Raw genomic sequence first — 21,516 nt, 5'->3', positions numbered from 1 at the left:
GTGCTGGCGAGTTTGCGGGCCCGCGTGCGGTACTGGTTCGACGGCACGATGGACCGGGGCACCCCCGCGCTGATCGGCTGGCTGGGGCTCGCCTCGGTCGCGCTGATCGCGGTGGTCACGGTCCTGATCGTGGTCTTCACCGACGAGGACGCCGAGGACAACAACGGCTGGATCGGCGTGGCGTGGATGAGCCTGCTGCGCACGCTCGACCCGGGCACGATGGGCGGCGACACCGGTAGCCCGGTCTTCCTGGGCCTGATGCTCGCTGTCACGGTCGGCGGCATCTTCATCGTCAGCGCCCTCATCGGTGTGCTCACCACCGGCCTGGACGCGCGGATCGCCGAGCTGCGCAAGGGCCGCTCCCAGCTCGTCGAGCACGGGCACACGATCATCCTGGGCTGGTCGGAGCAGGTCTTCACGGTGATCGGCGAGCTGGTGACGGCCAACCAGAGCGCCCGCCGCTCGTGCGTGGTGGTCCTCGCCGACCGTGACAAGGTTGCCATGGAGGACCAGATCCGGATGCGGGTGCCCGACACCGGCCAGACCCGGGTCATCTGCCGCTCCGGCAACCCGCTCAAGAAGGCGGACCTCGAACTCGTCAGCCCGGACACGGCGAAATCGATCATGGTGATGCCACCGCAGGTCGAGGACGCCGACATCGACGTCATCAAGGTCCTTCTGTTGCTGAACAACCGGCCGTGGCGCGGCGCCCACCCGCACATCGTGGCCGCCGTCCAGGACTCCGAGAACCTCGCGGCGGCCCGGCTCGCCGCCGGGGAGTCGGCGCTCGTGATCGACGCCGACGACATCACGATCCGCATGGTCGTCCAGTCGCACCGCCAGGCCGGCCTGTCCACGGTCTGCACCGACCTGCTGAACTTCGCCGGAAACGAGATCTACTTCCGGCCCGAGCCCGCGCTGGTGGGCAGCAAGTACGGCGAGGTGCTCAATGCGTACGAGCTGGGGGTGCCGATCGGGGTGCACAAGGCCGGCGGGCCGGTGATGGTCAACCCACCGCCCGACACCCCGATCGAGGTCGGCGACAGCATGATCGTGGTCGCCGAGGACGACCTGCTCATCCGCCTGGCCGGCCGGCCGTACCCCATCATCGAGGACGTGATCACCACCGCGCCGGAGCGGGAGCCGGTGCCGGACCGCACGCTGCTGATCGGATGGAACGCCCGCGCCACCAAGATCATCGATTTGCTGGACCGGCTCGCCCCGCCCGGCTCGGTGGTGGACGTCGCCGCGCCCCACCGCCCCGCGCACGCGGTGGAGAGCGAGCGGCAGAACCTGGTGGTCGGCTACAAGATGTGCGAGCCGACCAGCAGGCGGTCGCTGGAGGCGCTCGACCTGGGGTCGTACCAACACATCGTGGTGCTCTCGAACGACGGCGTCGATCCGGACCGGGCCGACGACCGCACGCTGGTCACGCTGCTCCACCTGCGCGACATCGAGGTGCGGCTGGGCGATCCGTATTCGATCGTCACGGAGATGAACGACGACAACAACCGCGAGATCGCCCAGGTCACCAAGGCGGACGACTTCATCGTCAGCAGCAAGCTGATCTGCCTGCTGCTGACCCAGCTCGCCGAGAACCGCGACCTGTACGCCGTCTTCGCCGACCTGTTCGACCCGGCGGGGTCGGAGGTCTATCTCAAACCCGCCGTGGACTACGTGCGGCCGGGTGCGGAGGCGAACTTCGCGACCGTCATCGAGTCGGCGCGGCGCAGGGGAGAGGTCGCGATCGGGTACCGCCGGGGCCGGCTCAGTGACGAGCCGCCCGCCTACGGCGTGACGCTCAACCCGCCCAAGGGTGTGCCGCTGGTCCTGGGCGAGGGCGACCACGTCATCGTCGTCGCCGAGGACTGAACCGTGAACGGTGCGCCGCGGGATGAGGCCGGTCAGAGCAGTCCGAGCACGTCCTGTTCGCCGCGGCTCTCGATGACCTTGTTGATGGCGTCCACCATCTCCTGGCGGCTGTAGCTGCGGTCGGGCATCTCGTTCAGATGCGCCAGCATGTCGGCCGGTAGGCTCACCCGGGCGGACGCCGAGGCGTAGACCTCGCGGCGGGTGGCCCGCTCGCGGTCGTGGAAGACCTCGTCCAGGACCTTCCGCATCTCCTCAAGCGCGGCACGCTCAGCCATGGCCACCCCTCCTCGGACCTCATGCAGCGCCACTACCCGCACAGATCCGGGCCACGCGCGTGCCGGGCTCAGTAGGACTTCAGGGAGATCGAGGTCGCGGCCTCGTGGATCTTGGCCGTCACGCGCTCGGCCATGCCGGCGGAGCCGGGCAGGTGGGGCAGCAGGCGCAGCATGAACATCTGGAACCGCATCTGGAACGCCGACTTCATGACCATCCCCTTGAGGTTGCTCTCGGCCAGGGCCTGGTTGGCCGCGACGAAGGGCCGCAGCTCGCGCTCGTACGCGGCGAAGCCGGCGACATGGTCGCCGGACGCGGCGGCCAGCTCCCCGGCCAGCACGTACGCGCCGACGAGGGAGAGGCTGGTGCCCTGCCCCGAGGCCGGGGACGCGCAGTATGCGGCGTCGCCCACCAGGACGACCCGCCCCCTGGACCAGGTGTCCATGTGGACCTGGCTGAGCGAGTCGAAGTAGAAGTCGGGCGCGTCCGCCATGGCGCCGAGCAGTCGCGGCACCTCCCAGCCGTGGTCAGCGAACCGCTCGGCGACCACCTTCTTCTGGCCCTCGATGTCGTGCCGGTCGGCGGTGAGGCCGTCCGAGGCGAAGAGGAACATCGCGCGGGCGTCGGCGGCGCGGGCCGTGGCGTACATGAGGGCGGACGCCCCGGGCTCGGCGCGGCCCATCTCGACACGGTCCAGGTTCAGGTGGTTGGGCACCGTGAAGATCGAGATGTGGTGGCCGAGGTCGCGGGTGAACCGGCCCTCCTCGCCGAAGGCCAGCCGGCGCACGTTCGAGTGCAGCCCGTCGGCGCCGACGACCAGGTCGAACACGCGTGACGGGCCGCGCTCGAAGGTGACGAGCACGCCGTCCTCGGTCTCGGCCAGCGAGGTGATCGAGTCGTCGAAGACGTACTCCACGCGGTCGGCGGTCGCCTCGTGGAGGAGGCTGCCGAGGTCGCCGCGCATGATCTCGACGTCGGTGTTCTCACGGCCGCCGAACAGCGCGGCGTCCATGCTGGCGACCCGCTTGCCATCGGCGTCCACGAAGTGGGCGACCTTCATGTCCGTGCTGAGCGCCTCGATCCGCGGCAGCAGGCCCATCCGCTCCACCACGTCGAGGGCGGCACCCCGGATGTCGACCTTGTAGCCGCCGTCCCGCAGCGCGGGGGCACGCTCGACCACCGTCGGCGCGAAGCCGTACTCGCTGAGCCAGTACGCGAGCGTCGGGCCGGCGATGCTCGCGCCGGAGATCAGGACCGTCTTCATGGGGACTCCTCGGGGGGATTCGGTAGGGCCGATGTGATCGACTGTACAAGTGTCTCAGAGAGATGTCTAGTACAGATGTCTCAGAACAATGTCTCAGACGTTGGGGTAGTCTGATCGCCATGGGAAATCGCGAAGACCTGCTCGCCGGAGCCAAGCGCTGCCTCTATGAGAAGGGGTACACGCGCACCACCGCGCGCGACATCGCGGCGGCCTCCGGCACCAGCCTGGCCTCCATCGGCTACCACTTCCGGTCCACGAAGGCCCTGCTCAACGAGGCGCTCGTCGACACCATGCGTGAGTGGGGCGACGAGTTGGAGCGGGCGCTCGGCACGGACACCGGCATGCGTCCCGGCTCACAGGAGCGGTTCGAGGCGATCTGGGAGCGGGTGGTCGGCTCGTTCACCGAGCGGAGGCCGCTGTGGGCCACCCAGTTCGAGGTGATCACCCAGCTCGACCACCTGCCGGAGATGCGCGAGGCGTTCGGCACCGGCCTGGAGGAGGCGCGGTACGGCCTCGCCGAGATCTTCGACCCGGACGCCGACCCCGAGACGCTCCGCGTGACCGGCCGGCTCTACCAGACGCTGCTCAGCGGCCTGCTGTCGCAGTGGCTGATCGACCCCGAGCACGCGCCCACCGGCCGCGACCTCGCCGCGGCCATCAGAGCCGTCGCCGCGGGCTTCGCCCGCTGATCCGGAAGCGCTCGCCCGGAACCGCGTTGACGCCCCCGGCCCCCGCCCTTACTGCCGTGTCCTGTCTCGCTACATTGCGGATCATGCTTAGGGGCAGAGAACACGACCAGCGCGCCATCGAGGATCTCCTGGACGGCGCGCGGGCCGGGCGCAGCGGGGCCGTGGTCATCTGGGGCGACCCGGGCATCGGCAAGACGGCCCTCCTCGGCCACGCCGTGGAGAGGGCCGAGGGGTTCCGGGTCCTGCGCAGCACCGGCGTGGAGACCGAGGCCGAGCTGCCGTTCGCGGCCCTGCACCAGCTGCTGCGGCCGGAGCTGGCCCGCGTGGCGACACTGCCCGAACCGCAGTCCGACGCGCTCAAGGGTGCGCTGGGTCTCGGCGGGGGAGCGGGCCAGGATCGTTTCCTCATCAGCCTCGCCACGCTCTCCCTACTGGCGGAGGCCGCGGAAGAGGGGCCGGTCCTCTGCCTGGTGGACGACGCCCACTGGCTGGATCAGGCGTCCGCCGACGCGCTGCTGTTCGCCGCCAGACGCCTTGACGCCGAGGGGATCGTGCTCGTCTTCGCCACGCGTGAGGGGTTCAGCGCACCCGGTCTGCCGGAGCGCAGGCTCGATCCGCTGGACGCCGAGGCCGCGGCGGCGCTGCTGGACGACCGGGATCCGGGACTGGCGGACGCGACCAGGGCCCGGGTGCTCGGGGAGAGCCGGGGCAACCCACTTGCGCTGATCGAACTACCCCGTACGGGAGATCCGCTCAAGCCGCTGCCCCTGCCACGCCGGATCCAGGAGGCGTATGAGGCCCGCATCGCAGCGCTGCCACCGAATGCCCGGACGATGCTCTTGCTCGCCGCGGTCGAGGGCACCGGAGATCTGGGCGTCGTGCTGCGCGCGGCAGAGCGGCTGGGCATCGGAGCGGAGGCACTCGGCGCCGCGGAAGGCATCCTCTCGCCGGACGGTGGAACGGTCACATTCGCGCATCCGCTGATGCGCGCGGCCGCCCTCCACGCCGCGCCGTTCGACCAGCGTCTCGCCGTACATCGGGTTCTCGTGGACGTCCTCCACGACCATGAGGACCGGCAGGCCTGGCACCTGGCCGCGGCGGCGCTCGGCCCCGATGAGCGGGCCGCGTCCGCGCTGGAGCGCACCGCGGCACGAGCCAGGGAACGGCACGGCCACGCGGCCGCCGCGGCGGCGCTCGAGCGGGCCGCCGAGCTCACCACCGATCGGGAAAAGCTGGCCACGCGCCTGACCGAGGCCGCCGTGGCGGCGGCCGACGCCGGTCGGCCCGAGCGGGCACAGGGGCTGGCCGAGCGGGCGTCCCGCCTCGTCGACGACCCGCGCGCCATGGCCCGGCTGGCCGATCTGCGTGCCAGGGTGGCCTTCGAACGCGGCTCAGTCCACATTGCTCACGACCTCCTGGTCTCGGGCGCAGAACGCGTCGCCGAACTCGATCCGGTGGCGGCCGGGCTGATGCTCGTCGACGCGGGTCGCAACGCCTGGCAGCTCAGTGATCCGGAACGCCTCCGGGACGTGGCCGCAGGACTGCGCGCGCTGCGACTGCGTCCGGAAGACGGCCTGGAAAGCGCGGTCGACGCCGTCGCCGCCGCGGCAGAATCCCTCAACCGCGGACCCACCGAGGGCCTGCCCGCCATGCGCCCCCTGGTGGACGATGCCAGGCGGATCGACCGGGAGGGCTACCAGCTGCGGATCAACGGCGCGTTCGTGGCCGGCCTGGTCGGCGACTTCGAGGCGCAGCGGGAGATCTCCTCTGCGCTCGTGGAGGAGTGCCGGACCCTGGGCATGACCGGATGGCTCCCGATCAGCTACGTGACGCTCGCCTCCGCCGAGCTCTACCTGAACCGGTTCCGCGGCGCGCTCGCCGACGCCACCGAAGGGCTGCGGATCGCCTCGGACGTCGGCCAGCCCCACCGGGCCGGCTACCTGACGGGCATCCTCGCCTGGCTCGCCGCCGTCCAGGGTGACGACGCTCGCTGCGCCGAGCTGGCCGCGTCCTGCGCCGACCACTTCAGCATCACCGGGATCGCCAACGGAACGGCCTGGGGCGAGTGGGCGCTGGCGCTGCTCGACCTGAGCCGTGGCCGTCACACGCGGGCGCTCGACCGCCTGGAGGGGGCGATGGCAGGTCCGGTACGCCACCAGATCCAGGCGGTTCATTTCGCCGCCGACCAGGTGGAAGCCGCGGTGCGGGCCGGGGAGCCCGAACGGGCGAAGAAGCCGATGGCACGGTTCGAGGAGTGGGCGGCCGCGGCCCGCCTTGACTGGTCGGACGCCGTGCTGCACCGCTGCCTGGCCCTGCTGGAGTCGAGAGAGGAGCACTATCTGGCCGCCCTGAGGTCGCACGCGCGCCCCTTCGAACGAGCCAGGACCGAGCTGCTCTACGGCGAGTGGCTGCGCCGCGAGCGCCGCAAGCGCGAGGCGCGTACCTACCTGCGGGCCGCGATGGAGACCTTCCACCGTCTCGGCGCCCGACCCTGGGGTGACAGGGCGAGCGCCGAGTTGCGAGCGGCCGGAGAGGCGGTGGTCGCCTCCGCGGACGCCGACAAGCAGGCCGACCTGTCGCCGCAGGAGTTGCAGATCGTACGGCTGGCGGTCACGGGTCTGACGAACAGGGAGATCGGCGCCAGACTCTTCATCAGCGCCAAGACCGTGAGCTACCACCTCTACCGCGCCTTCCCCAAGCTTGGCGTCTCCTCCAGGGTCGAGCTGGCCAGGCTGGAACTAGGCGCGTCGTAGCGTGCCCGCCAGCGAGGCGAACGTCGCCAGGGCGACGCAGCCTCCCACCACCGCGCCGACGGCGGGCCACGGCAAGGTGATCGCGATCGGCCCGGCGATCTGGACCAGCGAGGCCCACAGCCCGGCCAGGGCGGCAACGGCCACGCCACTCGCGACGATCACCCCGATCGCGACGATCAGCAGCGCCTCCCCGGCCACATACCGCAGGAGCTGGCCCCGGGTCGCGCCGAGGAGCCGCAGCGCCCCGCGTTCGGCCGTGCGGTCGGAGGCCGCCATCAGCAGGGTGTTGACCAGCGCGATCGCGGTGTAGGCGAGGATGATGCCGAGGACCACGAGCAGCCCGAGACGGCTGGCTGAGCCGCGGCGGTCGGCGGCGTCGGCCGCCCACTCGCGTGTGGTGACAGCCCGCGCGTTGTGCCCCGCCGTGGCCTTCTCCAGCAGGGTTTCGGCCGTCTCCCGAGAGGTGCCCGGACGCAGCTTGACGTAGGCCGTCGTCACCGGAGCGGAGAAGGCGTGGGCCGGGGAGATGTAGGAGTCGGCCGGGGCGTCGGCCCCGAGCAGTCCGACCACCTTCAGCGAGACTTCACTGCCGTCCGCGCGCCACAGTTCGGCGGTGTCGCCAAGGCTCAGCTCCCAGGTTTCCGAGACCACGATGCCGTGGTCATCGAGATCGGAGAGCGAGCCCGCGATCAACGGCAGGTCCAGCATGGCGGGGAGCCTGGCCGGATCGACGGCCTCCGCCGGCCTCTGGATGAGCGCGGTGGCTCCCTCCAGGGTGTAGACGCTGGTCGGAGCGGTGGTGGCGACATCCACGCCGGGGACGGCGCGCAGCCGTTCGACGAGCTGCCGGTCCAGGCCCGCCGTACCGGTGGGCACCACCAGATAATCGGCGCGCACTGGGCGGGTCTGCATCGCGGCCTTGGCGGTGTCGGTCATCGCGGCCGCCCCGAGCAGCGCGGCGGACAGGCCCACGGCGATCAGGACAGGGGCCACGGTGGCGGCGGTCTGCCTGGTGGAGGCGGCGGCGGCCGCAGGCACCACGGTGCCACCCGCTCCACGCAACCGCCCCAGAGGCGCCGCGAGCAGCCGCGTGACCGGCCGTACGACCGCGGGGGTGAGCAGTCCGGCGGCGACGATCAGCAGCATCACGATCGGCATGAAGGACTTGTTGTTCGTGGCCCCGGTGGGGTCGGTGACGGCGGTCACGCCCATGCTGATCAGCGCGGCACAGAACAGGACACCACCCGCCGCCCAGCGGCCCCAGCCCATCCCCCGGTCTTCGATCGCGGCTTCGCGCATCGCCTCGGCCGGATGCACCCGACCCGCTCTCCTGGCGGCGGCCGCCACACCGGACACCGCAACCGCCACACCGGTACAGAAGGCGACGACGGAGGGCCAGGCAGCGGTGCTCGGTACCAGCCACGCAGGCGCCATTCCCAGGCCGACCAGCCAGTCCAGGATCGGCCCCGCGGCGAACGGCCCGGCCACCGCGCCGACCGCGGAGGCGATGACCGCGACGATCCCGGCCTCGCTGTACAGCATCCACCGCACCTGGCGGCGGGTCGCGCCCACCGTGCGCAGCAGCGCGAATTCCCGCCGCCGCTGCGCCACCGCGAAGGCGAACGTCGACGAGACCACGAAGACGGCGATGAAGACGGCGAAGCCGGCCGCGATGCCGACGATCGTGTTGGCGTTGTCGCGGGCCCGCTCGTCGCTCACACGTGTGGGATCGACCAGCGCGCGGTCATGTCCGGTGAGCACCCTGGCACCGCCTCCCACGCTGGGCACCGGATGCCACAGGGCGAGCGCGTCGATCCGCGGAGACAGCGTCGCCGCCTCCGCGTCGGTGAAGAACACCGTGGACGGCGCGGTCGTCACACCCACCACGGTGTACGGCCGGACGCCGCCGGCCGTGACGACCCGGACTTTCAGGCCGACCTGGGCGCCCGCACTCACCACGACCTCTTTGTCGGTCTTCGGGGCCCTCCCCTGAATGAGCTTCTGCGGTGCCGTACGGGAAGCGGACCAGGGCCGTCCCGTGGAGTCCGGGCCGTCGACGAGCCGGGCGGGGAAGGCGCGGTCCACGACCGCGTCGGGGAAGCGGGCGACGAGCTCGTCGGGCAGTCCGCGCGGCTCGGCGAGCGGAGCACTCTGTTCGCCCTGCCAGGTGCCGACGGTCAGCCGGTTGTCCGGCACCACCACGACCGGGGCGGAGGCGTACCGCTGCGGGGCCCGGTCGGGTGAGCCGACCGTCGTGTCCAGTACCTGGCCCATCGCGGCGATCAGCGCCGCGCCGAGGGCGAGCGCGACGAAGGTGCCGATGAAGGAGGTCAGTCGGGTACGCAGAGTGCTCAGGGCGATGCTCAGCACGACTCCTCCAGCGTCAACATCCGGGAGGCGACGGCCTCGGGTGTGGGATCGGGCAGCTCGCCGCAGACCCGGCCGTCGGCCAGGAACAGCACCCGGTCGGCGTAGGCGGCCGCGGCGGGGTCGTGGGTGACCATCACGACGGTCTGCGCCTGTTTGTCGACCAGGGAGCGCAGCAGGCGCAGCACATCCCGGCTGGTGTTGGTGTCCAAGGCGCCGGTCGGCTCGTCACCGAAGAGTACGGCGGGCCGGGTGACCAGCGCCCGCGCGATGGCCACCCGTTGCTGCTGCCCTCCGGACAGCTCGGCCGGACGGTGCGCCGCCCGGTCGGCGAGTCCGACGGAGGCCAGGCTCTGCTCGACGAGTTCGGGATCCGGGCGGCGACCCGCCAGGCGTAACGGCAGGGCGACGTTCTGCGCCGCGGTCAGCGACGGCAGCAAATTGAAGGATTGGAACACGAACCCGATCCGGTCACGCCGTAGCAGCGTCAGCTTCCGCTCGCTCAGCCGGGTCAGATCCCTGCCGTCCACCACGACGTGCCCCGACGTGGGTTTTTCCAGGCCCGCGGCGCACTGCAGCAAGGTCGACTTGCCCGATCCGGAAGGTCCCATCACGGCGGTGAAGGTGCCGTGATGGAATCCGATCGTCACGTTGTCGAGCGCCGTGACCCCGTGGCTGTAGTGCTTGGTGACTGACGCCAGTTCCACAGTGGTGTGCAGGCGTTCCATGAGTTTCACGGTGATTCGCTTCCGTTCAGGTCAAGATGTTCCCCGTGATCGGAACGCTACGGAAGCGGCTGTCGGCCCGGTATCGGACATGTGACCAGCGCCTGTGACGGCGTGGGAGTGATTTTCGCGTGACAATCTACGCGTGAACGGATATCCGCGGCGATTATTTCTGCAGCTCAGTGGTATCGCTGCGGCGGGAGCGCTGGTCTCGGGGTGCACCGGCCACACGGGAACCGAGCGCGGGTACGCGGACGCCTTCGCCCTCCTGCGCCGCAGGTGGCGGGAGGCCACCGCCGGGTCGGGGTTCGACGCGGCGGCGGCGCCGTACCAGAACCGGCTGGCGACGCTCGGGACGGTGGCGGCCGGCCACCGCGACACCATGGCGCCGACCGCCTCGTCACTCTGGCCCGACCTCGCCTTCCCCTCCTTCGCCACCACCCCGGCGCGGCTGCGCGCCATGGCCCGCGCGTACGCGCTGCCGGGGACGGGGCTGACCGGCGACCCGGGGCTCGGCGCGGCCGTCGCCACCGGGATCGACCACTACCGGCGGCACGTGTACGCCGACGGCGCCGACCCGGCCGGGAACTGGTGGACCTGGCAGATCGGCGTCCCGAAGGCGCTGCTGGACGCCGCCCTCCTGATCGGCCCGCACCTCACCGCACGGCAGAGCGCCGCCCTGGGGGACGCGGTGGACCACTTCGTCCCCGAGCGCCTGCTGGACGACTACGACGGCACCAGCACCGGGGCCAACCGGGTGGACCTGTGCGTGGTGACGCTGCTGCGCGCCGTGCTCGGATCCGACCCGGACCGGGCCGCGCTCGCCGTCGCCGCCCTCGCGCCGGTCTTCCCGTACGTGCGGGAAGGCGACGGCTTCCACCGGGACGGCTCGTTCATCCAGCACACGTACGTCCCCTACCAGGGCGGATACGGCGTGGTGCTGCTCTCCGGCCTCGCGACGCTGTTCGCGGTGCTGCGCGGCTCGCCCTGGGACATCGCCGCCCCGCACCGGCAGATCGTGCTCGACACGGTCGAGAGGTCGTTCGCGCCGTTCGTCCACGACGGGTTCTGCATGGACCTCGTCCGCGGCCGGGGCGTCGGCCGGCAGCCGTACGGCGACCACGTGAAGGGGCGCGAGATCGCCGCGGCGATCCTGCTGCTGGGGGAGACGGCCTCCGCCGCCGAACGCGCGCGGTGGCAGGCCATGGTCAAGGGGTGGGCGCTGCGGGACACCTCGGTCTCCATGCTCAGGGCGGCCGAGCGCGCCGACCTGGGGTTCCACGCCCGGCTGGCCGCGATCATGGCCGACGACGCGATCCCGGCGGCCGACGAGCCCTCCGGACACCGGCTGTTCCCGGCGAGCGCCCGCGCCGTCCACCGCCGTCCCGGCTGGTGCACGGCGCTGAGCATGGCCTCCCACCGCGTCGGCCACTACGAACACGGCAACGGCGAGAACCCGCGCGGCTGGCACACCGGCTCCGGGATGCTCTACTGGTGGGCCGAGGGCCACGGCGACCAGTACTCCGACCACTTCTGGCCGACCGTGGACCCGTACCGGCTGCCCGGGACGACCGTGTCCACCCGGCGGCTCCCGGACGGCGCCGGGGAGGCGTGGGGCGCCACCCGCCCGCCGGGCCGCTGGGTCGGCGGCGCCACCGACGGCGTGTACGCGTCGGTCGGCCAGCACCTGAACGGCGTGGAGAGCACCCTTGAGGCGTTCAAGTCGTGGTTCTTCCTCGACGACGGGGTGGTCTGCCTGGGCGCCGGGATCACCGCCGAGGACGGCGTCCCGGTCGAGACCGTGGTGGACAACCGCAGGACCGACGCCCCGCTCGTCGTGGACGCCCGGGCGGGCTGGGCGCACCTGGAAGGGCACGCGGGCTACGTCGTGTACGGCGGCGCGCGCCTGCGCCGGCTCCGCGAGGAGCGCCGCGGCGGGGTCCCCCGGACGTACGTGACCCTGTGGCTCGACCACGGCGTGGACCCGGTCGCGGACGGATACGCGTACCTGCTCCTGCCGGGGGCGAGCCGGGAACGCACCCGGGCCCGCGCCGCCGACCCGGCGTGGGTCGCGGTGCTCGCCAACACCGCCCGGACGCAGGCCGTCCGGGTGCCGTCGCTCGGGATCACGGCGGTCAACTTCTGGACCGGCGGGACCGCCGGCGGCCTGACCGCCTCCGCTCCGTGCGCGGTCCTCGTCAGGGAGCGTGGTGACGGCACCGCCGCGCTGACCGTCTCCGACCCCCGCTGCGATCTGGACGAGCTGACCCTGACCTGGGACCGGCCGGTGGCCGGGGTGCTCGACCGCCAGCCGCTCCTGGACGGCGCCGCGACCGGGGCCCGGCTGACCCTCCGCTTCGGGCGGCTGGCCGACCTGGACGGTGGCTCCATCACCGTGACCGTCCGCCTTGTGGACCCGTAGGCAGGGGGATCCTTTATAGATCATTTCGTGATAGAAGAGCACGCACATCTGATGTCTCTTCTTGGGGTATTCGTGAAGAAGCTCGCACGACGTGCCGCGGCGCAGACGCTCGCCGCCGCCTTCCTTCTCACCGCCTTCACCGGCTCTGCCCACGCCAACGCGCAGGACGCCGACGCCGCGATCGCCCAGGAGTGGCAGACCGCGTGGGACACCTACCACTTCTCCGACACCACGCCGCCGGCCGAGGGCTCCGGGCGCCGCCGGGTCACGAGCAGCATCTCCGTCGAGATCAACGCGCCCGCCGCGCGTGTCTTCCCGGCGTACTCCGACTTCAACCACCACATCGGCATGAACCCGTTCCTGCGCCGGGTCATCACCCACAAGGACTGGTGTAGCGCGAGCACCCGCACCATCAACCTCACCGCCATCGAGGAGATCCCGTACGAGGGCACGGTGGTCGTCAGCGAGACCCACGCACAGCAGCGCCTCCACGAGAAGGAGCTCTACTACGAGACGGACAGCTGGTCCTTCCCTGGTGTCGTCACGCATCAGAAGATCGTTTTCAACCAGCTGAAGGGCGGCAAGACCAAGGTCACCGAGAATCTCACCTTCGAGGCGGACGATGACATGATCGACTTCGCCGCCACGAACGGCGTCGCCGCCCACCAGCAGTTGCAGACGGCTCTCAAGCAGGCGATCGAGAGCGGCGCGCTCTGATCCGCGCCCCGCTGACGCCGGATCGGTCCGGCGTCAGCGGGTGAGCATGTCGACCAGTCCGGCCAGCCCCTCGTCGCCGTGGCCGTCGGCGAGGCGGCGTTCCATCAGCGTGGTGAACGGGGCCAGCAGCTCGGCGCTGACCCCCTGCGCTGCGGCCGTTTCCAGCAGGGTGGAGTTGCCCTGGACCATCATGGCCAGGTTCGAGGTCACCCCCTTGGCGTAGTCGCCGCTCTCCAGGTGTCCGGCCAGGCCGTACGCGTACCCGGTCATGGCCGTGAGCCATTCGGCCAGCAGGGGCGCGAGGTCCCCCGGCGCGACGTCCTCCTTGCGGACCAGGGCGAAGGCGTGCGTGACACCGGCGAACATCCCGGTCATCGCGCTCAGCAGCGCCACATCGTGGAGAGCCGCGAAGCCGGGGTCCTCGCCGACGTACCTGGTGCCGGCCGGTACGGCCAGCGTCCGCTGATGGTCGCCGAAGACGGCCTGCGAGCCGCTGTAGAAGACGAAGCCGCCCGACTCCGGGGAGCCGATCATCGGAGGGACCGCCATGATGCCGCCGTCCAGGTAGTGGGCGCCGCGCTGCTCCGCCCACTCGGCGCGGGCGCGGGCCTCGGCGGGCGTGCCGGTGGTCAGGTTGACCACGTTCTTGCCGGTGAGGTCGGCGCCGTCCAGCGTCTCGCCGACCGAGGCGTCGTCGAGCAGGCAGACCACCACGAGGTCGCTCGCGGCCACCGCCTCGGCGGCCGTACCGGCGACTCTCGCGCCCTCGGCGGCGAGCGGCTCCGCCCGGCCCGGCGTACGGTTCCACACGGTCAGCGGGTGCCCGGCGGCGAGCCAGGCGCGGGCGAGCGCCGTCCCCATGGCGCCGAGCCCGAGAAGGGTGAGGTGAGGCTTGTCGATACCGATGTCAGTCATGCCGATTAGGCTTGCCGCCGGCCCCCCGGGCGCTCAAGTACGCACTTTGAAGTGCGTGGTTACCCGGGGGTGAGCGAGCAGGCAGGGGGGCGGGACATGGCGATCGGCCGGAGGCCGGGGGCGTATGTCTGCGGGATCGACGCGGCGATGGACGTGATCGGCGGCAAGTGGAAGGTGCTCATCCTGTGGGCGCTCAACGAGCGGCCCTGCCGTTTCGGTGAGCTGCGCCGGCTGCTGCCGGGCGTGACCGAGAAGGTGCTCGCCTCGCACCTGCGGGAGCTGGAGGCGGACGGCATCGTGCACCGGGAGGTGTACGACGAGGTGCCACCCCACGTCGAATACTCGCTGACCCCGCTCGGCGTCTCGCTCAACGAGGCGTTGCGGCCCCTGGGCGCGTGGGGGCGCGAGAACGTCCCCGGCGTCGCCCACGCCTCCGGTTAGTGCCCGGGGGCCAGCACCGGTTCGGCGTCCACGGGGAGCGCGGGGAAGTCGGCGATGGCGAGTCGGACCTGTTCGTCGCAGCCGTCCTGCCCGCACTCGCAGTCGAAGGCGCGAACGGCGCTCCGCGCGTCCCCGGACGCCCAGGGGCGGGCGAAGAAGGTCAGATGCTGCGTGACGACGGCCCTGTTGGCGTACCGCAGCAGGCGCCGCCTCTCCTGCGGTGTCGTGGCCACCGGACCGGTGTCGAGAGCGTCCGCGAAGATCCGTTCGACGTCGGCCACGGTTTCCTCGATGCCGCGTCGGCCGTCGACGACCAGCGTCGTGGCGCCGTACTCCACCACCTCTTTCTCGATCACCTGGGCCAGCGACCGATACAGGTCCACCACCCCCGGGGTCAGCTCCCGCGTGGCGAGCCGGGCTTCCCGCACCTCGGGCGACGGCAGCAGCCACACCGCCCGCGCCTCCGCCCCGGCCGCCGACGGCGTGATCGGTGTGCCCTCGGCGATGGTCAGCGGAGCCGCCGGGAGCGCGCGCAGGTCGTCGACGATCATCGGCCCGCGCTCCTCGTGCAGGGACATCGCGATCATGTCCTCGGGTGATGCCGACCAGCGCTCCGCGGGCGTCATGGCCTCCCAGCGGATCGCGGCCGGATGTCCGGCCGCGATGGCCCGGTCGCGGTGCTCCCAGGTGTGGACGTCGGCGTTGTACCAGCGCAGGCCGCGCCGTCGCGCGATCAGCCGCGCGACGGTCGTCTTGCCCGCCCCGGGCGGGCCGCCGATCCACAACACGGAGGAGAGGTCTCCCATCACTCCATGATGCCCGCACCGTCCCGGACGCCGGTCGCGAAAAGTGAGCACGGAATCCGCTGGCTCTCATCAGCCATCATTTTCGCTAATTCGGATATGGCGGACGTTTATGGCAAATGATGACAGAACTAGGCGTTTGATGGGCCGATGACGTGGTACAACGCCGATATGGCAGACGGCGATGGAACGCCCCCATATGGGGTAGAGAATCACAGAATGCTGAGCAGGCGGAGCGTGCTCAGGGGAGGGACGTTCGCTGCGGCCCTGGCTTCCGCGGGAATCTACGAGTTGGTCGACGCACTGGTCGGGCCGCTTGAGCGACCGCTGATCGCGACGGCTGAACAGCCCTTGCTTCCGGAGCAATATGCCATCCCGCATCCGCGGCACATTATGGACAACGGATTCGGAGTCGCCAGCGGTAAAGGTAAGATCCCCGTCCTGATCCCGCCGTTCCACAACCATATCGTCACGGCGAAGCTGAATGTGCCGGCGAACGCAAAGGCTCTGCAGGAGGCGCAGCGGCAGCTGGAAAGCGCGCTCCAGCACCTGGAAAAGCAGTTCCCGCCTCCGCCGAGCGGGGTGGGTGTCGTGGTCGCCTGGGGACTCCCTTATTTCCAGCATTACATCCCCAGGCTCGAAAAGAGTTCGAGCTATTTCCACGCCGGAACGTCGTACCCGGCCTATTTGCCGGTTGACTTGATCACTTCCAAGGAGCGTGGCCACACCGTCTATGCGCTGCAGGAGGCCAGAACATTTCCGAGCGATGAGCCGCCTCCCGGCTTCGGGGCGGTCCGCCTGGAACAGAATGATGTGGCCGTGCTGCTGCGCGGCGACTCGCTCGACAACATCATGGCCGCCACGAACGCCATTTTCGGAACAGGGAACAACCAGGCGGGTGGCCTGTTCAAGGTGACGAGCATCCGCCGCGGTTTCACCGGTGGCGCCCACACCGGGGGTCAGGGGCTGGCGAGCAAGCTGGCGCTCGCGGCCGGCATTCCCGGCGCGGATTTGATCCCCAAGCGGTCGCCGGTCTTCCTCGGGTTCACCACCACGCTCCGGGACGCGGAGAGCTCCGTCCCGCTCTCCAACTTTGAGGCGCTGCCCGGCTGGACCGACCAATGGCCCAACGGATACTTCAAACACGGGACGATCATGCCCCTCTCGCATCTGTTCCAGGACCTCGTCGCGTGGTACTCGAAAGCATTTCCGACCTTTGATGCTCGTATTCACGCGATGTTCCGTCCGGGAGTCTCCTTCGCGTCGGGAACCGTGACGGCGGACCCGCCCGAGCAAAAGGAGGCCGACGTCCTGAGTGACGCGCAGAAATATCACGCGTACGGGCATAACGGAAGCATGCAGCCGGTGAACCGCCTGCAGGCGCAAACGACCAGCAACTACGGTCACGTCTATCCCGTTAACACGGCGATCACGAATCGTGGGGACTTCGCCACACTGGACAATCCATTTCACTACACTTCGGATCCCGCCGGCGACCATTACAGCATTCAGAAGGCGGCCGGGCTGCATTTCCTGCTCTTCGCTCCGACCACCGAGACCTTCAATCGCGTGCGGCTCGCGATGGACGGTGAGTTCCCCGGCGGCAAGCGCGCCTCTTTCTCTCCGCGCTCCTCGGGCGCCGGATTGAATTCTGTTGTGCACACGACGCACCGGCAGAATTTCCTGATTCCCCCGCGCTCCCACCGTTCCTTCCCGCTCGCCGAGTTCCTCGCCTGACCTGGCGGGCCCGCCGGGGAGACCCCGCCGAGCGGCGGTCCGGACGGTGTGGCGCCGTCGTGCGGTGATTGCTGGAAGAATCCGCAAATGACGATAAATCCCCCTACGAAACGACGGGTTGTTCTCACGGCCGCTGTGCTGATCGCGGCCGTACCGGTCGCCGCGGGTCCCGCCGCCGCGCAGGCGGACCGTCCCGATCCGGCACGTGCGCTCAAGCGGCAGCTCAAGAACGAGCACGGCGTTCGGACGTCCGAGACCGCGCGCGTGATCTTCAGCAAGAAGTCCGAAGGCGGGTTCCGGATCAAGGGAAGCGTGCAGCTCGGTCCATCGGGAGCGGTGGCCACCGATTTCACCTGGCGTGACATTCCCAAGCCGGGAGCCGAGAAGGCGGCCTCCCATCGTGTGATCCGCGTCGGCAAGGACGTGTACTACGACAGCGGTCAGGATTCCGAGGCGATTCCCGACGGGAAGACATGGACCCGGAGAAGCCTGTCGGTCGGCCTGACCCGATACATCGCGCCGACCGCCAGCCTGCAGCCGTTCAACGTGTACGACCCGTCCATGCTGAAGGCCGTGCTGACGCGCTCGACGACCACGCCCGTCTCCGGCGGCTTCCTGTACCGGGGCACCATCAGTTACAAGGAACTGAACAAGATCTCCACGGGCGGCTACATCAACCGCTTCACGGGCATGCCCGTCAACAAGAAAAGCAAGGGGACGATCTCCTGGCGGCTCTGGGCCGACCGCGGCGGTCTGCTCAAGCGCCTGTACACCACCGATGCTCTGGGGGCGGGGAAGGATCCGGCGATCATGCGGGTCGACACGCGCTACACCGGCTGGGGATTCCGTCTTGTCATCGCCGCTCCGCCCGCCGACGAGGTCATGGACTAGAGCCCCGTCGTCCACGGGGCCGTCGCGACGGCCTTCCCGGAGCTTCGCGCCGCCTCACCTGTCGCCTCACATTCCGGGGCGTTGTGTCGTCGTATCAGTGAGACACCATCCACCACGCAAGGTAGCTGCCCCCCGGGGTATGCGGATCGCCGTCGAGGGAGTCCTCACCATGTCCCGACACCACCCATCCTCCAAGGTCGTCGTCATCGGTGGCGGTTACGCCGGCACGCTCGCGGCCAACCACCTGCGGATGCGCGCCGACGTCGACATCACTCTGGTCAATCCCCGCCCGGAGTTCGTCGAACGAGTCCGCCTGCACCAGTTCGTGGCCGGAACCGGCGAGGCCACGGTCGACTACGGCACGCTGCTCGGTGAGGGCATTCAGCTGGTTGTCGACAGCGCCACGCGCATCGACACCGCCGCCCGCGCCGTGCGGCTGGCCTCAGGCCGCGCGCTGGATTACGACTACGTCATTTACGCGGTCGGCAGCACCGGAGCGGTACCGGCGTCGGTGCCCGGCGCGGCCGAATTCGCGTTCGACATGGCTGAATTCGAGCCCGCGCAGCGGCTGCGTACCAGGCTGGAGGAGGTGCCCCGCGATGCTCCGGTCACCGTGGTCGGCGGTGGGTTGACCGGCATCGAGACGGCCGCCGAGCTCGCTGAACGGGGACGCAGGGTCACGCTGGTGTGTGGCCGGGCCCTGGCGCCGTCATTCAGCGCGTCGGGTCGCCGATCCATCGCCAAGTGGCTGTCCCGGCACGGCGTCGCGGTGCTCGAGGCCGCCGTGGTGAGCGAGGTCCGGCCGGACGAGGTCGTCTTCGCCGACGGCGCGGTGCGCCCGAGCGCGCTGACCATCTGGGCGGGCGGTTTCGGTGTGCCGGAGTTGGCGGCCGCGAGCGGGCTGCGCACCGACGCGCTCGGCCGGCTGCTCACCGACGAGACGTTGACCAGCGTCGACGACGACCGCGTCGTCGCGGCCGGGGACGCCGCCGCACCGTCGGACCAGCCGCTGCGGATGAGCTGCTACGCCGCCGGGCCGCTCGGGGCGCAGGCCGCCGACACCGTGCTGAGCCGCATCGCGGGGACCGATCCGGCGGTGATCACCCTGGCCTTCTCGGGTGCGTGTGTCAGCCTCGGCCGGCACGCCGGCATACGACAGCTCGCCCGCAAGGACGACACCGCGGTGAACGCCTACGTCGGCGGCCGCATGGGCGCGGTGATAAAGGAGGCGACCTGCAAGTTCGCGGTGTCGAGGATCCGCCGCGAGGCTCGCAAGCCGGGCTCCGTCTTCTGGGTCAAGGGCGGCCCGCGTCCCGAGCAGCCGGCCTCCGCTGCACGGCCGGTCACATCCCCGTGACCGGACGCCCGAGAAGTCGATGAATGCCGCTTGAGTCAGCCCTGCCGCTGTCCTGCACCGCGGCAGGGCTTTCCACCGGTCCGGGCGGCGACTGCGATCCGATGGTCATCTGTTGCCTTCTGTGGGGACGTCAGATGACTTCGAGGTTGGCCATCATTCCCATGTCTTCGTGTTCGGCGTTGTGGCAGTGGAAGAGATAGCGGCCGCGATAGCCGTCGAAACGGGTGATGATCTCCGCCGATTCGCCCGGTCGTAGCGAGATGGTGTCCTTGAGACCCGCGTCGTGGGGCAGTGGTGGCCGGCCGCCGCGCGAGAGTACCCGGAAGCCGACCAGATGCAGGTGGACGGGATGGTGCACGTCGGCGACCAGCCGCCACACTTCGACATCGCCGAGACGGACGGTGACATCGGAGCGGGCGGGGTCGAACGGCAGCCCGCCGATCAGCCAGCCATGACCGCCGCCCATTTGCCCGGCGCGGAAGGAGAAGTCACGCACCCTGACGGCATCCGCGCGGCGCCAGGTCGGCAGATCGTTCGAGAGGGTGCGTGGGATGCGGCTGTCGTCGGCGGCGGTGCGCGCGACCCGGAAGGCCATCACCTCGCCGGTACGGCCGGCACCCAGCCGGTTGAGGAGCCTGACGCGGCTGCCGACGGGGACGCGCGAGAAGTCGATGACCACGTCGTAGCGTTCGGCCGGTGCCATCGGCAGGAGCCGGTGGGTGACCGGCGCCGCGAGCAGTCCCTGGTCGGCGCCGATCTGGACGAGATCGAGCCGGCGCCCGTCGTCGGTGACCGCTTCGAGCTCGTAATGCCGGGCGTTCGAGGCGTTCAGAATGCGCAGCCGGTAACGGGCGGCGTCGACCTCGTGCACGGGCCACGGGGCGCCGTTGACCAAGATCACGTCACCGAGGACTCCGGCGAGATAGGACCCGCGAACGCCCGGCCGCTCGCGCAGGGTGGGGTCGAGGGCGGGGTAGTCGAGGCTGCCGTCGGCGGCGAACGCGCGGTCCGCGATCGCGAGGGGCAGTTCGCGCCGTCCCGCGGGCAGGCCGAGCGAGTCCTCGGCGTCGTCGCGGATGATGTGCAGCCCGGCCAGGCCCCGCCAGATCGCGGGGGCGGTGAAGTCCATCCGGTGGTCGTGGTACCACAGCAGCGTCGGCCGCTGGTCCAGCGGGAAGGTGTAGTCCCTCGTCAGCTCGGTCACCACGGCCCGCGGATCACGCATCCCATGCCCGGAGCCGTGCCCCATGTGCATGGAGTGCTCCTGCCAGCCTTCGGGCAGGACGAGGTCGGTCGGGTACCCATCGGAATCCGCCGGAGTCCGGCCACCGTGCAGGTGCACGGCGGTCGGCACGGGCAGTTCGTTGCGGTGGGACACGGTGACCGGCCGGCCGCGGCGCGACTCGATCGTCGGCCCGGGGAAGGTGCCCTCGTACGTCCACAGCGGCGTTCTGACACCGGGCAGGATCTCCGCGCTCGCTTCGCGCTGGGTGATCTCGTAACGGTCGACACCGCCCGAGGTGCTGACCGGCTTTAGCACGGAGGGGAGCGGCAACGGCACCTGGAACGGCGGCGGCAGCGGTACGGCGCTGCGCAGTTCGGCACCGGTGATCGACGGCCGGCGGGCCAGCGCGGCCGAGGCCGACAGTCCGGTGGCCGCCATCACCCCGAGCGCCCCGCCGATGCCCAGCACTCGGCGCCTGGTCATTCCACCGGTACGGCCGGATCGGTCGTCGTACTGCTCACGCATCTTCGGTGTCCTTCTGCTCCGCCGGTCGCCGCTGGAGTGGCCGGCGCCATACGGCGATGAACTGCACGACGACCGCGACGACGGTCATCACCCCCAGCGGGATGTGCAGCCACAGTGCGCCGGACATGCCGGCGAAGTACTGCACCGTCTCGGCCGCCACCACCGCCGTCGTGGCCAGGAACGGCCCGACCTGACGCAGCCGAATCCAGACCATGATGGCTGCGATCACCTGCAGGTAGCCGATGGAGGTGACGGCGTTGGCGCCGGCCGCATGCCAGCCCAGGCCGTCATAGTCACCGCTCAGATATACGCCGGCGAACACCGGCTGGCCCAAGATCGCGACCACGTGCGCGCTGACGAGGGCTCGCAGTATCCACCCGGTGAGGCTCGTCCGATGCGCGGCTTCGGTTCGGGCCGGCGTGGCCACGCTTTTGGCCGCGGTAGCCATGGGGCGTCCTCCTCACTTCTGCTCTCGGTTCCCGAGCGCCCCACGACGTTATGATCATCAAGTTGTCCTGTCCAAGATAAATATCGCTATGT

Annotated in this window: 17 protein-coding genes; 9 read left to right on the top strand and 8 right to left on the bottom strand. The window is 70.5% G+C overall.

Translation table 11 applies throughout. From position 1 onward, the window contains the following. Window positions 1-1,872: a CASTOR/POLLUX-related putative ion channel gene (locus AWQ71_RS28990; RefSeq protein ID WP_369407220.1), complete on the top strand. Its 1,872-nt coding sequence runs from the start codon at window positions 1-3 to the stop codon at window positions 1,870-1,872. Window positions 1,873-1,904: 32 nt separating this feature from the next. On the opposite strand, the gene AWQ71_RS28985 is transcribed toward AWQ71_RS28990, so the two are convergent. Continuing rightward, on the bottom strand, window positions 1,905-2,147 hold the full coding sequence (locus AWQ71_RS28985) for a hypothetical protein (protein WP_067138693.1): 243 nt from the start codon (window positions 2,145-2,147) through the stop codon (window positions 1,905-1,907). Window positions 2,148-2,215: 68 nt separating this feature from the next. After that, complete coding sequence (locus AWQ71_RS28980) at window positions 2,216-3,409, bottom strand: FAD-dependent monooxygenase (protein ID WP_067138691.1); 1,194 nt, start codon at window positions 3,407-3,409, stop codon at window positions 2,216-2,218. A 119-nt stretch (window positions 3,410-3,528) separates the two neighbouring features. Between AWQ71_RS28980 and AWQ71_RS28975 the strand changes: the two genes are divergently transcribed. Beyond that, a complete protein-coding gene (locus tag AWQ71_RS28975) occupies window positions 3,529-4,098 on the top strand; it encodes a TetR/AcrR family transcriptional regulator (protein WP_067138689.1) in 570 nt (189 codons plus the stop codon). Between the two features lie 83 nt (window positions 4,099-4,181). After that, window positions 4,182-6,851 (top strand): ATP-binding protein, encoded by a 2,670-nt coding sequence (locus tag AWQ71_RS28970; RefSeq protein WP_067138687.1) that lies wholly within the window; start codon window positions 4,182-4,184, stop codon window positions 6,849-6,851. Here AWQ71_RS28970 and AWQ71_RS28965 read toward each other — a convergent pair. Next, on the bottom strand, window positions 6,837-9,221 hold the full coding sequence (locus AWQ71_RS28965; protein ID WP_067138685.1) for an FtsX-like permease family protein: 2,385 nt from the start codon (window positions 9,219-9,221) through the stop codon (window positions 6,837-6,839). The two genes, AWQ71_RS28970 and AWQ71_RS28965, sit on opposite strands and share 15 nt — an antisense overlap. Beyond that, a complete protein-coding gene (locus AWQ71_RS28960; RefSeq protein WP_067138683.1) occupies window positions 9,215-9,946 on the bottom strand; it encodes an ABC transporter ATP-binding protein in 732 nt (243 codons plus the stop codon). The genes AWQ71_RS28965 and AWQ71_RS28960 overlap by 7 nt, the downstream gene beginning before the upstream one ends. A 142-nt stretch (window positions 9,947-10,088) precedes the next feature. On the opposite strand from AWQ71_RS28960, the gene AWQ71_RS28955 reads away from it, so the two are divergent. Together AWQ71_RS28955 and AWQ71_RS28950 are read left to right on the top strand one after the other, a co-directional pair. Then, a complete protein-coding gene (locus AWQ71_RS28955) occupies window positions 10,089-12,365 on the top strand; it encodes a polysaccharide lyase 8 family protein (protein WP_067138681.1) in 2,277 nt (758 codons plus the stop codon). A gap of 72 nt (window positions 12,366-12,437) precedes the next feature. After that, on the top strand, window positions 12,438-13,082 hold the full coding sequence (locus AWQ71_RS28950) for an SRPBCC family protein (RefSeq protein WP_067138679.1): 645 nt from the start codon (window positions 12,438-12,440) through the stop codon (window positions 13,080-13,082). Between the two features lie 33 nt (window positions 13,083-13,115). Here AWQ71_RS28950 and AWQ71_RS28945 read toward each other — a convergent pair whose 3' ends face one another. Then, on the bottom strand, window positions 13,116-13,997 hold the full coding sequence (locus AWQ71_RS28945) for an NAD(P)-dependent oxidoreductase (protein ID WP_067138677.1): 882 nt from the start codon (window positions 13,995-13,997) through the stop codon (window positions 13,116-13,118). Between the two features lie 96 nt (window positions 13,998-14,093). Here AWQ71_RS28945 and AWQ71_RS28940 point away from each other — a divergent pair, with 96 nt between their 5' ends. Continuing rightward, complete coding sequence (locus AWQ71_RS28940) at window positions 14,094-14,438, top strand: winged helix-turn-helix transcriptional regulator (RefSeq protein WP_067138675.1); 345 nt, start codon at window positions 14,094-14,096, stop codon at window positions 14,436-14,438. On the opposite strand, the gene AWQ71_RS28935 is transcribed toward AWQ71_RS28940, so the two are convergent. Then, a complete protein-coding gene (locus tag AWQ71_RS28935) occupies window positions 14,435-15,244 on the bottom strand; it encodes an AAA family ATPase (protein WP_067138673.1) in 810 nt (269 codons plus the stop codon). The genes AWQ71_RS28940 and AWQ71_RS28935 overlap by 4 nt on opposite strands. A 216-nt stretch (window positions 15,245-15,460) precedes the next feature. On the opposite strand from AWQ71_RS28935, the gene AWQ71_RS28930 reads away from it, so the two are divergent. The 3 genes from AWQ71_RS28930 to AWQ71_RS28920 all read left to right on the top strand — a co-directional run bounded on the left by AWQ71_RS28930 (window position 15,461) and on the right by AWQ71_RS28920 (window position 19,226). Then, on the top strand, window positions 15,461-16,978 hold the full coding sequence (locus AWQ71_RS28930) for a DUF7405 family protein (RefSeq protein ID WP_067138671.1): 1,518 nt from the start codon (window positions 15,461-15,463) through the stop codon (window positions 16,976-16,978). 135 nt (window positions 16,979-17,113) lie between these two features. Continuing rightward, window positions 17,114-17,869 carry a hypothetical protein gene (locus tag AWQ71_RS28925; RefSeq protein WP_067138669.1) on the top strand — a complete coding sequence of 252 codons (756 nt, stop codon included), beginning with the start codon at window positions 17,114-17,116 and terminating at the stop codon, window positions 17,867-17,869. A gap of 169 nt (window positions 17,870-18,038) precedes the next feature. Next, window positions 18,039-19,226 (top strand): NAD(P)/FAD-dependent oxidoreductase, encoded by a 1,188-nt coding sequence (locus AWQ71_RS28920; protein ID WP_067139018.1) that lies wholly within the window; start codon window positions 18,039-18,041, stop codon window positions 19,224-19,226. Between the two features lie 130 nt (window positions 19,227-19,356). Here AWQ71_RS28920 and AWQ71_RS28915 read toward each other — a convergent pair whose 3' ends face one another. After that, window positions 19,357-20,976, bottom strand: coding sequence for a multicopper oxidase family protein (locus tag AWQ71_RS28915; RefSeq protein WP_084259407.1), 1,620 nt, complete (start codon window positions 20,974-20,976; stop codon window positions 19,357-19,359). Continuing rightward, entirely contained in the window at window positions 20,969-21,424 is a 456-nt protein-coding gene (locus AWQ71_RS28910) for a hypothetical protein (RefSeq protein ID WP_218002006.1), read from the bottom strand. Before AWQ71_RS28910 ends, AWQ71_RS28915 begins: the two co-directional genes overlap by 8 nt. Window positions 21,425-21,516 lie beyond the last annotated feature (92 nt).

The organism is Microtetraspora malaysiensis, from assembly GCF_001528665.1.
Lineage (GTDB): Bacteria > Actinomycetota > Actinomycetes > Streptosporangiales > Streptosporangiaceae > Microtetraspora_A > Microtetraspora_A malaysiensis.
Note: the sequence above shows the minus strand (reverse complement) of the source record. Positions and strands in the feature narration are given on the sequence as shown.